Here is a 14722-nt window from a genome sequence, read left to right on the forward strand (position 1 = left end):
TGGAGGCTCAAGCACAGAAGCCAATGAGGCGCCCCCCCCCCCCGATTAGATGGAGGGCGGACATCAACATCGAGGGGGTCAATTTTGGACGCTGATTGGGGGTCACTTTTCGGTGCTGTTTGACACCCTAAAAGTCCAAAAGTCCAAAATGGGAGGGGGATCGCTTGAAAACCGCCCAAGCGACCGTGGTTTCTTTCCTTGTGCAACTATGCGTCAAGTGTGGGAAATATTTTTGACAGGAGCGAAAGAGGCGGAGGGGGGGGCGACCTCTTGAAAAAAATTCAAGCGACCGGGGAATAGTTTCTTGGTCTAACAGGTGGGCTGGCAAATGGTTCTGCCCTGGTACATACCCGCCAAACCCTAGTGTTGGCGGCGTTGGCGGCCCCGTAAAGAAAAAGGGGTCACCTATTTCTAGGTAACCCCTTGGCATTCTTCTTGGTGGAGCTGGAGGGAATCGAACCCACGACCTCTTGAATGCCATGCCAGCAGTCTTTTGAAATCATTAGACTTTGGCTAGCCAGCCAACGATTGCCAACGTAACATTTTGGCGTCTGCCAACGGAAATGTGGCTTTCTGTGGCGGTCCTGCCAACGTGCCGCCAACAGGTATTTGGTGACTGTGGTTGCGCAGTTGGTGCGACAGTGGTTAGACAGCCAACTGGGACGACAACTTCTGGTTTTGGACTCCATGTCGGATGTGTACGATCAAAGCTATGCGCCAATGTGTAGCTTTATGCTACGTAAGTCATTCCGAATATCATTCATTGCTATTTGCAGTGAGTCCATACGGCTTGAGAGAAGGAACACCTTCTCAGAGATTGCTTCTGCCTGAAGAGCGGCGTTTTCTTTCTTTGAGTAATTGTTTCTGGGCATATTCAGCATCTACAGACATATTGCCTCCTTTCAGCGCTTATGGAGGAGCGCGCTCTTTAGTTATCGATTTTCATTCAGATACTAATCCGCATTCAATTGTACATAGGGCCAAGGAGGAAAATATCGGGAAATACTCCCGCATTGTTTTGGAATAATTCGGTATTCTTGCCCGAGGTGTCCCTCCCGATTATCGGGAGAATATCCCGGATTTCCAGGATGTTTACCCATGGACAAATGCTTGTATTTCCAGTGTCTATCCTTCCGAGTCCCGGGTTTGGGGCACACTTCATCATAACCCGCGCAGGAGGGAAAATGCTCAACCTTTCTAAAAACAACGATGTTCTAGGGACCACGAACCGCGGCAACGTGGCCGAATCCGGGCTGTGCACTCTTTGCAGGGCCGATTGCGCGGGCAAGTGCGAGACATGGATGTCCAGTCTTAAGGGGCGGGCCATGCTCTACCCGCGCGACTTCGGGCTGGTCACTGCGGGCAGCGGCAACACCACACATGTCGGAGTGAGCTACAATTCGTTGCGAATCCAGGGATACAACTATGGGGCCAAAGGAGTGGCTTCCGGGCGCACTACGAACCCTGACGATTGCCTCTTCACGGGGGTCGGGCTTGAAACAGCTTTCGGCAAGGGTCTTAAGGCCCGCCTGCCTTTGATGACCGGAGCGCTCGGCTCCACATTCATCGCAGCTAAGTACTGGGACAACTTCGCGGCCGGGTGCGCACTCGCGGGAATCCCAATCGTCGTAGGCGAGAACGTGGTCGGCGTTGACCGCAAGGCTGAACTCAAAAACGGCAAGGTGGTAGCCGCACCTGAACTAGACCGTCGCATTGACGGCTATATGCGTTTCTTCGATGGGTACGGGGCCATCATCGTTCAGCTCAATGTTGAGGACGCGCGCAATGGCGTGGCCGAGTACGTTATCGACAAATTCGGCGACAAGGTGGTCATCGAGCTCAAATGGGGCCAGGGAGCTAAGAATATTGGCGGAGAGATCGAAGTCAAGGACATCGATTATGCCTTGTTCTTGAAGAAGCGCGGCTACCTGGTGGACCCGGACCCAGAACTTCCTGCGGTGAAGGACGCCTACCGCCAAGGAGCTGTAAAAGGCTTCGCCCGCCATTCGCGCTTAGGCTACACTGATCTTCCCTCCGAGGACGCCGTGCAAGAGAACTTCATGTCGAACGTGGAGAGCCTGCGCGCCTTGGGCTACCGGAACATATCGCTCAAGACGGGGTCCTACGGCATGGAGGCCCTGGCCATGGCCATGCGCTACAGTTGCGACGCTGACCTTGATTTACTGACCATCGACGGCTCCGGCGGCGGTACAGGTATGAGCCCCTGGAACATGATGGAGACCTGGGGGGTTCCCTCGGTGTTCCTGCATGCCAAGGCTTATGAGTACGCTGCCCTGCTGGCCTCCCGAGGCCGCAAGGTGACAGATATGTCGTTTGCCGGTGGCTTCGCGCGAGAGGATCATATCTTCAAAGCCCTGGCCCTGGGCGCTCCCTACGTTAAGTTGATTTGCATGGGCCGTGCCATTATGATTCCAGGCTTCCTTGGAGCCAACATTGAGGGAGCCCTCCATCCCGAGCGTTGCGAGGCCGTGAGCGGCAATTGGGACTCCTTGCCTAAGACGGTCAAAGATATCGGCTCGACCCCCGAGGAGCTCTTTGCCGCCTGGGCTGCAGTGAGCGCCAAGGTCGGCCCTGAGGCCATGCGAAGTGTTCCCTACGGCGCGGTGGCCATCTGCTCCCTGGCTGACAAGTTGGGGGCTGGCCTGCAACAGCTCCTGGCCGGTGCGCGCAAGTTCCGGGTGACCGGCATCAGCCGGGACGACCTCGCCTCAGCCAACCGCGAGACTGAGCGCGAGACGAAGATTCCATTTATCACTGATGTCCAGGATGAAACCGCACGCAACATCCTGCTGGCTTAGTATGGCGCCGGAAGCGACTGTTTGGTAGAAAAGGTCCGCGCGCGAATTGTCGTGCGCGGGCACCACGCCACACGCGGACAGACGAGGCGAACTAGTGGAAGACCTGCCCGCCGACCATCCGGGCGAAGAAATGGCCCAGCTTATCACAAGCCATCAGCGCACCTGCAACGCGCTTAAAGAGCGAGTGAAGGAGCTTGGCTGTCTTTACGGGATAACTCGGTTGGCTCAACGGGAGGATCTGAGCGCGTTAAAGCTCGCCCAGGGAGTGGCCGAGGAGCTTCGCCGCTCCTGGCAGTACCCTGAGCTGGCATGCGCCCGGGTTCTCTCTGAGGGCTGCGAGCACCGCACTCCGGGCTACCAGGAGACCCAGTGGGCGCAGTCGGCACTGGTAATGGTCGAGGGAGAGGAGGTCGGGCTCGTGGAGGTGCGCTACCTGGAGCAGTGCCCGCCCAGCGACGAAGGGCCGTTCCTGGCTGAGGAGCGCCACCTGATCGACGCCGTGGCCGAGCTTCTGGGGCAGATTATCCGGGCACGGCGCGCCGGAGAGCGCCTGCGCAGACTCTCCCGAGAGCTCATCAAGGCGCGCGAGGCCGAGCGTCAGCGCATCGCACGCGAGTTGCATGACAAGACCGCCCAGGACCTCTCCCTTCTCAAGATCGGCATCGAGGAGTTGCTTGGACGCCCAGGGCAGCCGCCTGGAACCGGCGAGAGCCACGTGCGCCGCCTGGTGGATATGGCGGCTGGGATCATCAGCGAGGTGCGCGGGCTCTCATATGCTCTAATGCCACCAGAGCTCGAGCAGCTGGGACTGGCCACGGCAGCGTCGCGCTTGTGCTTAAGGTTCGGCGACGAGCAGGGGCTGGACGTGGACTTCTCTTGCGAGGGCCTTGATGCGCTCGGCATGGACTTCGAGGCCCAGATTAACCTATACCGTATCGTCCAAGAGGCTCTTACCAACATCCGCAGGCACGCGGGGGCCACCCGGGTGCGCGTGCTGCTGGTGGCAACACATCCTAGTCTTATCCTGCGCGTGGAGGACGATGGCACTGGTTTCGACCCTTCTGCGAGGCCGACAGAAGATGGGGAACACGCCCGAATGGGTCTGTTGAGCATGCGCGAGCGGGCGCGCCTTCTGGGTGGGACCTTCGGCCTGCGCTCGCGCCCGGGAGGCGGCACACGCATTAAGGTTGAGATACCCGTTCCCGGAGAGGGAAACGCATGACTACGCCCGTGAACATTCTCATTGTAGACGACCACCCGCTCATGCGCCAGGGCGTGCGTTCGCTGCTCGAAAAAGCCCCTAACTTGCGGGTCGCGGGAGATGCTGGGAGCTTGGCTGAGGCCCGACGCCTGGTCAGGGAACTGAACCCCCGGCTGGTGCTCGTGGATATCGGACTATCGGACGGCAGCGGTGTTTCGCTCATAAGAGAGCTCGCGGAGACCACACCTCAAACAACGGTTGTAGTTCTCAGCATGCATTCCGCCATCGAGATGGTAGCGGAATGTTTCCAGGCCGGCGCAATGGGCTACATCATCAAGGAATCCGCCGGAGAACGACTTATCCAGGCTGTAGAGGCCGTGCTCCGGGGCGAACAATTCCTGGACAGTTCCATCTCTCCGCGAGTCATCCGGGGCCTTCTTGAATACCGTGCGCGCAAGGACCGCCAGGGTGAATCCTCCTATGCTGAGCTCACCCGCCGCGAGCAGCAAGTGCTTCGCCAGTTGGCCGAAGGCCAATCATGCACTGACATTGCTGACAAGCTTCATATCAGCAGGAAGACAGTAGAGAACCATCGAACAAACATAATGTTCAAGCTCAATCTGAAAACCCCATTGGATTTAGTTCGTTATGCCATGCGCAAGGGCCTCATCGATATGGATGATCCATTCAGCGAGAAGTAGAAGAGAATTTGTTCATTTTTCAAATGGACTTATAATGTGCGAGTCTTACCGGCATGATCCCTTCGCTCCATGCATCCGACAACCCTTCCTGTTCATGGAACGCCAAATCATCTTTTCTTCACTGGCGACATAAAATGATTAATTTCGAACCTGGAACGCTTGAATATAAATTCAAGCGCCCCTGCCGCTTGAAAATTCATTCAAGAGCGCCCATGTAAAGCCCTGCAATCATTCACTGCTCGTCTTTAGCGCGCCTGAATGCCATGCCAGCAACATGCTGAAATCATTAGACTTTGGCTAGCCAGCCAACCGTTGCCAACGTAACATTTTGGCTCCTACCAACAGTTTTGTGGCTTTCAGTGGCGGTGGAGCCAACGTGCCGCCAACAGGGCTTTAGTAGAAGTGGTTGCGCAGTTGGTGAGACAGTGGTTAGACAGCCACAGAGATGACAACGCGGCAGTGGCACGTCCAGATTCACAGACTCCTGTGACTTTTGCGAACCAGTAACCGTCACCTGCACATGATGATGACGCTTTGTGAGAAGGCCTCGCTATTCCGATTTGTTTTGCGCACCACCTATATCTGTCAGCATCCCATCGCGAAGGTAAAATATCTGATCAAACCGGTCGAAAATTTTTTCATCATGGGTGACGACCAATACCGCAGCTCCCTGTTCAGCTGCTACCTTACGCAGCAGGTCCATCACGACACCAGCACGTTCTGAATCCAAAGCGGCAGTGGGTTCATCAGCCAGAATGATATGAGGATGGTTAGCCAACGCACGGGCAATAGCCACTCGCTGTGCTTCGCCTCCAGAAAGTCTTGACGGCATTGTTTCGCAACGATGCTCTACCTGGAGGTAACTAAGCAACTCTAGAGCACGCTGGCGGGCTGACATAGCACTTTTGTTGGCGATTTCCAAAACTACGGCAACATTTTCAATGGCATTCAGGAAAGGAAGCAGGTTGTGAAACTGGAAGATGAACCCGATTCGGTCCAAACGCAGGCGACGCAAATCACTCTGTAGCCATTTGCCATCATAGACCACTTGCCCATCAAGTTCCATGCGCCCGCTGCTTGGCTCCAGGATGCAACCAATAATGTTGAGCAGGGTGCTTTTCCCGGAACCACTCGGGCCAAGCAACCCCACCACCTGCCCGGCATACACTTGCAGCGTGACCTGCTTCAGTGCATCGACTCGCGCGTCTCCCTGCCCGAAGGATTTGTTAAGATTGCTGATGGTTACCAAAGGGGTCCCTGGGGTGGACATATTCATGCCCTATCCTCCCAAAGCCACGGCAGGTTCGATCTTGAGTGCAAGACGCACCCCCATCCCACTGGCAAGCACGCATAAGACGAGCACCACAACAGCCAAAGCGAATCCGTCCTGAGGCAAAAGTATCACTCGCCGAGGAAAGAAATCTCTGGTCAAGTTGATGAGCAGAGCTCCCACAGAGAAGCCGATTACGGCCATGGCGACGGCTTCCTGAATGATAAGTCCGATAATGGTCTTGTCCGGCGCACCTATTAGTTTGAGCGTGGCGATCTCCCTCACTTTATCCATTGTCATAGTATAGAGTATGAGCGAGATGATAACTGCCGAAACAACAAGAAGTATTACTGTAAAAAGTCCGATTTGGCGTCGAGATTTGTCCACCACCGACTTGGTCAGAATATTCTCTTGAGCGGACTGGCTCAATCCGGCGAGGTGCTTCCAACGTCCGACAGCCTCGACCACCCGATCCGGGGTCGTTCCTGGCGCGACTTTGGCAACCACAGCGTTGACGATGTCCGTGCCGACCTGTGGAGTGCCGCGTTCGGCCTCCCGTCGGGCTACCGGGGGTTCCAATTCAAATTGGAGGCGCTGCGCGTCTCGTAACGTAATATAGGCCACAGGATCGCCACCCGAAGAAACTTGATTTCGGGTCAATCCAACTACAGTAAAGACATTGCGACCAAGACGCAACTGTTCACCCAACATGAGCCCGCTCTTCGAGTCGACCAGCATTTCATAGTGGCTACGGGTCATGTAGCGGCCAGCAAGTATACTTGCAGGTCCTCCTAGCCTTCCAGATTCATATCCAACCACGTAAAGCCTCAATTTGTATCCGTTATGCATAGCTTCCACTGATTGATACGTCACTGATCCCGTTTCCACCACCTGTGACAGACTGGCGATTACTTCGCGGGTGTCACCAGGTATCCGCGACGACTCCGCAAAAGGTCCCCTTTTTCCTGCCTCCACGACCCAAAGGTCGGCTCCCGGTGTCCTGGACAAGGACAGGGCTTCTTCAACCAATCCACGGTAGATGCCGATCATAGACAACACGAGACCTAACAGCAGGCTTAATCCCAGACACGTCAGTAGGAACCGACCGAGGTTATGCCGGATATCGCGCACCGCCAGGTTCATAGACCGCCTCCGGATTGCACCGTGGCCTTCCTTCCTTGGCGTAGGCCGGACGGTAAGGCTGACAGAACCTGGGCTCCTTCAGGCACCCCCTGGATCACCGGAAGACGTCCATCCAGGGTGCTTTGCCCGAAAACCACCTGGCACCGATTGAGTTGGCCCTTTTCCAAAATCCATATCTGCCCACTGTTACCATCTCGTTCGAAAACAAGCGCTTCTGGAACCAGCACGACTTTATCTAACCAGCCACTATTGATCACCACCTCTGCCTGTTCGCCGAGATGGAAATCGCGGGGACAATCTCCCCAGGTTACGTAAATACGTCGTTCCTCTCCGACCCGATCGCTCTCCAGGTCAATACGCGCGACTTTTCCAGGGAATCTTTTTCCAGGAAGGGAGCGGAGTCGCACCTCAACCGGCTGCCCAACTTCTATATAACCGGCCTTGGCCTCGTCCACGAAAGCCCGTACCCAGACCGAGCAGGGATCCACCAATGTGAAGACCGGCTCCCCTGCTTGCATTATCGTGCCCACCTCCTTGTGGCGACCAATAATCACGGCATCGTATGGAGCCACCAGAAGATGTTGGGACAAGACTACACGTGATAAGCTGAGTTGAGCTTCAGCATCCTTCACGGTTGCCGCAGCAGCAGCCATCTCTGCCTCTGACAAAAGCACTTCTGCCTCTGCCGTTTGCGCTGCAGCCAATGAAACTTCGGCCTCTTCCTCAGCCAGAACATCTTTACTTTTAAGCGCTTGGCGACGATGGCTTTGCTGTTGCTTCAGGGCAAGGCTGGTGCGGGACTTCTTTAGACTTGCCTTTGCCAGATTGAGGTTAGCTTGAGCCTTTTCATGGTTGGCCAAGGCTTTGGCCACTTGACTTTCTTGCTCGCCGCTGTCCATTAACGCCAGAAGCTGCCCCGCTTTTACCTCGTCAGCATGGTCAACCTTCAATTCACGAAGTAATCCATTTACCTTGAAGCCTACCTTGGAAAGTACTCTCGCTTCCACAGTGCCCAGGCCGAATACCTGGAGCGCCCCCTGTGCGACCGGCTCCATGACTCGGACTGAAATTGGGCGAAAATTCAGGTGAATCAGCATGAAGGCAACGACCATACCCCCTGCTACTGCCAATATCACTCTCTTTCTGTATCTGGACATGAACGATACCCCTTGAGCGTCAATGAACCTTGCTCATGCCATACAGCATGACTTCCAAAAGCCGTGCACCTTCTTTCGCGAGGTTGAAACTGCGCCCGCTGAGTGACCAGCGTGTGGCTAGGCCTGACGGCAACGTCAACAGTACGCTGGCAATTTCATGAGGGGCAAAGTCACTTGACAACTCGCCATCGACCTGGGCTTGTTTAGCCAAATCGGTTAACATGATATGAAAGTCCGTGCTCATAGAGTAAAAAGATCGACGCAATTCGTCGTTTTGTGCGTGGAGTTCGCGTGAAAATATCAGAGAGTGGACCGCCGGAGTGTGCTGAATAAATTCAAGCTGCGCCTCTATGACGCACTTTATTCCATCAAGAGGACTTTTCTCGCAATTGCGTGCTTTCGCCCAGCGTTCTTGGGCTTCTTTAATCAACCAGTCCGCAACGGCAATCCAAAGGTCTTTCTTCGCCGGAAAGTGCCGAAACACGCCAGCCTGTGTAACGCCTACCCGATCGGCTACCGCTTGGGTGGTCGCACATCCAGGCCCCATTTCGGCAACCAGTGTAAGCATGGCTGCCACGATTTCGGCCTTTCTGTCGGCACTTTTCTTGCGCGTCCCCATAGACATTCCCCATTTGGTTAGTTATTAACAACTAACAAGCGTTGAAGCGCTTGTCAATCCGGGATTTCGATTGACCCCTTAGCCCCGAGATCACATTCAACGCGACAGTGGGTTCATCATTCAGAATGATATGAGGATGGTTAGGCAAGGCACGGGAAATGACCACTCGCTCGCCCCCGGAAAGCCTCGATTGCTTCTTTTGACCCATGTCAGGTATGCTGTCTAAGATGAATGGAGGACTATTGATAACAAGGTGAGAAACGGACGCCATGCGTCGCCGTACCTGCCGGGACTAAACCAGAACATGCTTGAATCACAGAACAATCAACCTCAAGGAGGCGTAATGTACTGCTTTCAATGTCAGGAGACCGCAAAAAACACCGGCTGCACTGTCAAGGGCATGTGTGGAAAACCCGAGGAGACTGCCAATCTTCAAGACCTCTTGATCTTCGTATTGCGGGGCATTGCCGTGTATGGTGAAGGACTCAAGGACCTGGGACAGCCTGACCGCTCGAACGATGACTTCGTGCTTCAGGGTCTGTTCGCCACGATCACCAACGCCAACTGGAACGATGTTCGTTTCGAAGGCATGATTGAAGATGGTCTGAAGCGTCGCGATGCGCTCAAAACGAAGTTTCATGAAGCCTACAAAGCAAAGCATGGGAAGGAATTCAGCGATCAGCTGCCAGACGCCGCCACCTGGAGCGGCCCATCCTCATCTTTCACCGAAAAAGCGAAGACCGTGGGTATTTTAGCATCGGAGAACGAGGATGTACGTTCCTTGCGGGAATTCCTTATCATCGGCCTCAAAGGCGTAGCCGCTTATGCCGAACACGCCGCCATTCTTGGATTCCGTAAACCGGAAATCGACGAATTCATGCTTGAGGCTCTGGCATCAACAACTAAAGACCTGTCTGTGGACGATATGGTCGGCATGGTGATGAAAGCAGGTGAAGTGGCCGTGACGACCATGGCCCTGCTGGACGAGGCCAACACGAGCACCTATGGGCACCCAGAGATCACCCATGTCAATATTGGCGTAGGCACGAACCCGGGCATCCTTATCAGCGGTCATGATCTCAAAGACATGGACGAGCTGCTCAAGCAGACCGAGGGTACGGGCGTGGATGTCTACACTCACGGCGAAATGCTCCCGGCCAATTACTACCCAGCCTTCAAAAAATACAAACACTTGATCGGCAATTACGGCGGCTCCTGGTGGCACCAAAATCCCGAGTTCGAATCCTTCAACGGCCCTATCCTGCTGACCACCAACTGTCTGGTACCGCTCAAGAAGGATAACACGTACCTCGACCGCCTCTACACCACAGGGGTAGTCGGCTACGAGGGTGCCACGCACATCACGGACCGTCCGACCGGCGGGGCCAAGGATTTCTCGGCCATAATCGCCCAAGCCAAGAAGTGTGCGCCGCCCACGGAGCTAGAAAAGGGAGCCATTGTCGGAGGTTTTGCCCACCACCAGGTCATGGCTCTTGCTGACAAGGTTGTGGAAGCCGTCAAGTCCGGTGCTGTCAAGCGCTTCGTGGTAATGGCCGGTTGCGACGGCCGTCAGAAGTCACGCGAATACTACACTCAAGTGGCCGAAGCTCTGCCAGAGGACACCATCATACTCACGGCGGGCTGCGCCAAGTACCGTTACAACAAGCTAAACCTCGGCGATATCGGCGGCATCCCGCGCGTGCTGGACGCCGGCCAGTGCAATGACTCCTATTCCCTGGCCGTCATCGCACTGAAGCTCAAAGAGGTCTTCGGTCTCGACGACATCAACAAACTGCCCGTGTCCTACGACATCGCTTGGTACGAACAGAAAGCCGTGGCCGTGCTCCTTGCCCTCCTGTTCCTCGGCGTAAAGGGTATCCGACTCGGCCCCACGTTGCCGGGCTTCTTGTCCCCGAACGTGGCTAAGGTCGTTATCGAGAAGTTCGGCCTGAAGCCCATAGGCACTGTACAGGACGACATCGCGGCCATGATGACAGGCCAGTAAAATGAAAGGGGGAGCTTCGGCTCCCCCTTTGCCATTAAACTGAAGTGAGTTTCTTCAAATCTTGTTGAGCTTCCCAACTATTTGGGCGTATTGTTTTGATCAAACGAGGGAGGAAAGGATGACGAGTCCAAAAGTAAAGGCAGTTCTCCTATTTTGTCTCGCGTTGACTTTCGGCATACTTATTTTTGGAGGTTATGCCATCAACAAAGGCAAACCACCAATTCCCGTCAAGGTTCTGGATGATTCCGGCAACGTCTTGTTCACGGGCGAAGACATCATCAGAGGCCAAAACTATTTTTATAGTAGAGGTGGACAGCATATCGGAACCATCTGGGGACATGGCGCGTATCTAGCACCTGATTGGTCAGCAGATTTTTTACATCGCATGGGTCTATTTCTGGCCGCTAGACACAGTGGACTTGACGCTACACAAGCTAGTGCACTCACCCATGACGATTTTAAAAAATTAAACCCCGTCGAACAGGCCCGGATTCAAGTTTTAGTCACTCAGGAAATAAAAAAGAACCGCTACGACCCCAGCACTGGGGTACTGGCATCAACGAAGTTTCAGACCGAAGCGTTTAAAGCTCTAAACGTCTATTACACGGAGCTCTTTCAGAACGGAAACGATCGAATGGGCTTGCAGCCGGGGATCGTCAGGAATGCGGAAGAAGGTCGCCTTGTAACAATCTTCTTCTCATGGCTTTCTTGGGCTGCCGGGACACAGCGGCTTGACGCAGAGCACACCTACACGACCAACTGGCCATACGACCCCCTGGTCGGCAACGTAGCTCTGCCAGACTTCCTTATTTGGTCTATTGTCAGCGTAATTTTACTTATTTTCGGCATTGCAGGTTCGCTGTTCGTCTATCAACGATACATTGGTCAAGGAGATGAGGGGAATAAGCTTAAGTTCGACTTCCCAGAACCAACTCCAACTCCAAGCCAGAAAGCAACGCTTATATATTTCTTGACAGCGATCATACTGTTCACCCTACAACTTAGCCTGGGAGCGGTAACAGCCCACTTCACCGTTGAGGGAAATTCATTCTTCGGCATCCCCATATCTTCGTTCTTGCCATATGCAGCAGTTAGAACATGGCACATCCAATTGGCAATTTTTTTCATCGCCACATGTTTCTTGGCAGCAGGCCTCTTCCTTGGGCCGTTTGTTGGCAAGGAACCTCGGAGACAAGCTTTTTGGGTTTTTGTACTTTTTGGTGCGTTAGTAATTGTTGTGCTAGGAACACTTAGTGGGACATGGCTTTCTGTCTCTGGATTTTTCAATGGCGACGGGTTTATGTTTGGCCACCAAGGATATGAATTCATCGAACTTGGTCGATTTTGGCAAGTGTTGTTGATTGTTGGAATGATAATTTGGCTTATTCTTGTCTGGAGAGCAATACAACCAGCAATACGTGACGAGCATGACAATGGCGGCCTTACGCATATGCTTTTGTACAGCTCCATATCTATACCGCTTTTTTATATGGCAGGCCTGCTTTACGGGAAGGGAAGTCACCTTTCTGATGCAGAATATTGGCGATGGTGGGTAGTTCATCTTTGGGTAGAAGGATTTTTTGAAGTTTTTGCTACAGTTGTCATGGCTTTTTTACTTTCGCACATTGGCGCTGTAAGCAAAAAGTTTGCTCTTACCAGTGTTTATTTTATTGTATTTTTATATCTCGGCAGCGGAGTCATCGGCACGTTCCACCACTTGTATTGGAGTGGATCCCCGACCATCATCATTGCCCTCGGCGCGGTATTTTCTGCTCTGGAGGTTGTCCCTCTTTCGCTCTTGGGGTTCGAAGCCGCGCACAACCTTCGGACTGTGGGCGCGGGAGGCAAGGATTTCGCCTATAAGTGGCCCATCTATTTCTTTGTAGCCGTTGCATTTTGGAATCTAGTTGGAGCAGGCGTATTTGGATTCTTGATAAACCCGCCAATTGTCCTCTATTATGCACAGGGCATAAATACCACACCGATTCATTCGCACGGTGCTCTTTTTGGTGTGTACGGCATGCTCGCCATCTCTCTGATGCTCTTTTCCGTGCGTCATATCATCACAAAAGCTTCTTGGTCAGACAGGCTCTTGAAATGGAGTTTCTGGGGACTCAACTGCGGCTTAGCAGCCATGATGGTATTTAGTCTTATACCGTCAGGATTTTATCAGTTTTACCACGCCATCAAGGAAGGCTTGTGGTATGCGCGCAGCCCGGAAATCGCTTCTAGCGAATTTATTCGTACGGTGACATGGATGCGAGCGCTTCCAGATGTTGTGTTTGCTGTTGGCGCTTTTTCTCTATTGCTGTTCTTGTTGCGTGGGATATGGCTGAGTTATTTTAAAAAGTCCTAAACCCAGAAAGAGGGGAGGGGTCAAACTGGCCTCTCCCCTTCGACGGGAGTATGATGTGGTCATTCTCATTAAAAGGGTCTACGAACCAGCGGGTGAAGGCGGCATTAGAATTTTAGTGGATCGCATATGATCGCGTGGTTTAAAAAAAGATTTACACGGGCTGTGGATCAAGGAAGTAGCTCCCAGTGACAGCCTACGTAAATAGTACAACCACGAACCTGACAAGTGGACAAAATTCAAAGAAAGATATTTCGCTGAATTGGATGAAACCCCCAGGCCGTTGGAAAAATCACTTCTCTTTTGAACGCAAGCCCTATAAAATTACCACATTTTAGCCAGGACAGAGAACGCAACTAAGCCGTTTCGCTACGACAATACTTAACAAAATGAGCAAATTATCGCGCCGTACTCTAGGATATAACCCCTGTCCGCAAGCGCTTTCCTCGTGGATGATTGCATTTAACATTTCTACGGTTGAGCCTAACACTTAAAAGATAAATTTTTAATGTCAACCTTCAGGAGGTGAGTATGACAGCAACAGATGATCTCCGAGCGGAGCACGCAGGCATTCTTCGTATGTTGGATATCATGCAAGTTCTCAGCACTCGTCTTGAAGCGGGTGAAGCTGTACCCGCAGATGAACTCTTGGGAATTCTCGATTTTTTAATAACATTTGCTGACAAATGCCATCACGGCAAAGAGGAGGACATCCTTTTCCCCGCTTTGGAGTCCGCTGGCATGCCACGGGACAGTGGGCCAATTGGAGTCATGCTTCATGAGCACACTCTCGGACGGGGGCATATCCGTGAGATGGAAACCGCTCTGGCGGGCAACGAGAACCATCGGGCCTTTGTAGCCCCAGCTCTCAACTATATTGAATTATTGACCCAGCACATTGCTAAAGAGAATAACGTTTTGTTTCCCATGGCCGAGCGACTGCTTGGAGTGCCCACATTGACAGCAATGCATGATGATTTTGAGCTACTAGAAAAGGTCCGCATCGGACTGGGTAAGCACGAAGCTTTTCACTGGCTTCTTGACGACCTGTCTGCAAAATACCTGCCTGCGTAAATATCCACAACAATGTTAAGCCCAAATAATCAGCGCACCACTCGTAGCATTGCAATCTTGTGCGCTAATTCCTAAGCGCTAAATACGACTTTTGCTTATCTACGTACAGAAAGCTACGAATAGAAGGACAAGGGTTTGACACGATTAAATATCATTTGAACAAATGCGGACTGAAGAAGTGGGGGGGGGGCAGGAGAAACTGCAAGACTGCTTCCGCCAGGGAGCGTAGACAATCGCTGCTGCCAGCCATTTTGCATCAGTTCGATTAATGCAATGCAGTCCTTGGCCATCATTGTCTCCTTTGGCTGCAGGTGCGGCTTCGCAACCTCACCTTACAGCTAATTGACCCGATGGCTACCTCGTTCATCCCGTCCAGGCTG

Annotated in this window: 10 protein-coding genes; 6 read left to right on the forward strand and 4 right to left on the reverse strand. The window is 53.2% G+C overall.

All coding sequences use genetic code 11. The features are described from left to right. Positions 1–1184: 1184 nt before the first annotated feature. The 3 genes from GTA51_RS18845 to GTA51_RS18855 all read left to right on the forward strand — a co-directional run bounded on the left by GTA51_RS18845 (position 1185) and on the right by GTA51_RS18855 (position 4721). Positions 1185–2819, forward strand: a complete 1635-nt coding sequence (locus GTA51_RS18845) for a glutamate synthase-related protein (protein ID WP_160963875.1) — start codon at positions 1185–1187, stop codon at positions 2817–2819. Between the two features lie 94 nt (positions 2820–2913). After that, positions 2914–4041 carry a sensor histidine kinase gene (locus tag GTA51_RS18850; protein WP_343039539.1) on the forward strand — a complete coding sequence of 376 codons (1128 nt, stop codon included), beginning with the start codon at positions 2914–2916 and terminating at the stop codon, positions 4039–4041. Then, positions 4038–4721: a response regulator gene (locus GTA51_RS18855; RefSeq protein WP_160963877.1), complete on the forward strand. Its 684-nt coding sequence runs from the start codon at positions 4038–4040 to the stop codon at positions 4719–4721. The genes GTA51_RS18850 and GTA51_RS18855 overlap by 4 nt, the downstream gene beginning before the upstream one ends. Before the next feature lie 550 nt (positions 4722–5271). Here GTA51_RS18855 and GTA51_RS18860 read toward each other — a convergent pair. The 4 genes from GTA51_RS18860 to GTA51_RS18875 form a co-directional block, all read right to left on the reverse strand. Next, a complete protein-coding gene (locus tag GTA51_RS18860) occupies positions 5272–5997 on the reverse strand; it encodes an ABC transporter ATP-binding protein (RefSeq protein ID WP_160963879.1) in 726 nt (241 codons plus the stop codon). A gap of 3 nt (positions 5998–6000) precedes the next feature. Next, positions 6001–7134, reverse strand: coding sequence for an ABC transporter permease (locus tag GTA51_RS18865; RefSeq protein WP_160963881.1), 1134 nt, complete (start codon positions 7132–7134; stop codon positions 6001–6003). Then, positions 7131–8246 carry an efflux RND transporter periplasmic adaptor subunit gene (locus GTA51_RS18870; protein WP_160963883.1) on the reverse strand — a complete coding sequence of 372 codons (1116 nt, stop codon included), beginning with the start codon at positions 8244–8246 and terminating at the stop codon, positions 7131–7133. Before GTA51_RS18870 ends, GTA51_RS18865 begins: the two co-directional genes overlap by 4 nt. Before the next feature lie 64 nt (positions 8247–8310). Then, positions 8311–8910 (reverse strand): TetR/AcrR family transcriptional regulator, encoded by a 600-nt coding sequence (locus GTA51_RS18875; protein WP_160963885.1) that lies wholly within the window; start codon positions 8908–8910, stop codon positions 8311–8313. 343 nt (positions 8911–9253) lie between these two features. On the opposite strand from GTA51_RS18875, the gene hcp reads away from it, so the two are divergent. From hcp to GTA51_RS18890, 3 genes are all read left to right on the forward strand, one after another. Then, positions 9254–10915, forward strand: a complete 1662-nt coding sequence (hcp, locus tag GTA51_RS18880; RefSeq protein ID WP_160963887.1) for a hydroxylamine reductase — start codon at positions 9254–9256, stop codon at positions 10913–10915. Between the two features lie 118 nt (positions 10916–11033). Further along, positions 11034–13271 carry a nitric-oxide reductase large subunit gene (locus tag GTA51_RS18885; protein WP_160963889.1) on the forward strand — a complete coding sequence of 746 codons (2238 nt, stop codon included), beginning with the start codon at positions 11034–11036 and terminating at the stop codon, positions 13269–13271. A gap of 528 nt (positions 13272–13799) precedes the next feature. After that, a complete protein-coding gene (locus GTA51_RS18890; RefSeq protein ID WP_160963891.1) occupies positions 13800–14342 on the forward strand; it encodes a hemerythrin domain-containing protein in 543 nt (180 codons plus the stop codon). Positions 14343–14722: the final 380 nt, after the last annotated feature.

The sequence above is a fragment of the Solidesulfovibrio aerotolerans genome (assembly GCF_009856865.1).
GTDB lineage: Bacteria > Desulfobacterota > Desulfovibrionia > Desulfovibrionales > Desulfovibrionaceae > Solidesulfovibrio > Solidesulfovibrio aerotolerans.

What these genes read in the sequence shown, in the direction of transcription:
- GTA51_RS18845 (WP_160963875.1), top strand. Translation starts at nt 1,185, where the DNA reads ATGCTCAACCTTTCTAAAAACAACGATGTTCTAGGGACCACGAACCGC.
- GTA51_RS18855 (WP_160963877.1), top strand. Translation starts at nt 4,038, where the DNA reads ATGACTACGCCCGTGAACATTCTCATTGTAGACGACCACCCGCTCATG.
- GTA51_RS18860 (WP_160963879.1), bottom strand. Translation starts at nt 5,997, where the DNA reads ATGAATATGTCCACCCCAGGGACCCCTTTGGTAACCATCAGCAATCTT.
- GTA51_RS18865 (WP_160963881.1), bottom strand. Translation starts at nt 7,134, where the DNA reads ATGAACCTGGCGGTGCGCGATATCCGGCATAACCTCGGTCGGTTCCTA.
- GTA51_RS18870 (WP_160963883.1), bottom strand. Translation starts at nt 8,246, where the DNA reads ATGGTCGTTGCCTTCATGCTGATTCACCTGAATTTTCGCCCAATTTCA.
- GTA51_RS18875 (WP_160963885.1), bottom strand. Translation starts at nt 8,910, where the DNA reads ATGGGGACGCGCAAGAAAAGTGCCGACAGAAAGGCCGAAATCGTGGCA.
- hcp (WP_160963887.1), top strand. Translation starts at nt 9,254, where the DNA reads ATGTACTGCTTTCAATGTCAGGAGACCGCAAAAAACACCGGCTGCACT.
- GTA51_RS18885 (WP_160963889.1), top strand. Translation starts at nt 11,034, where the DNA reads ATGACGAGTCCAAAAGTAAAGGCAGTTCTCCTATTTTGTCTCGCGTTG.
- GTA51_RS18890 (WP_160963891.1), top strand. Translation starts at nt 13,800, where the DNA reads ATGACAGCAACAGATGATCTCCGAGCGGAGCACGCAGGCATTCTTCGT.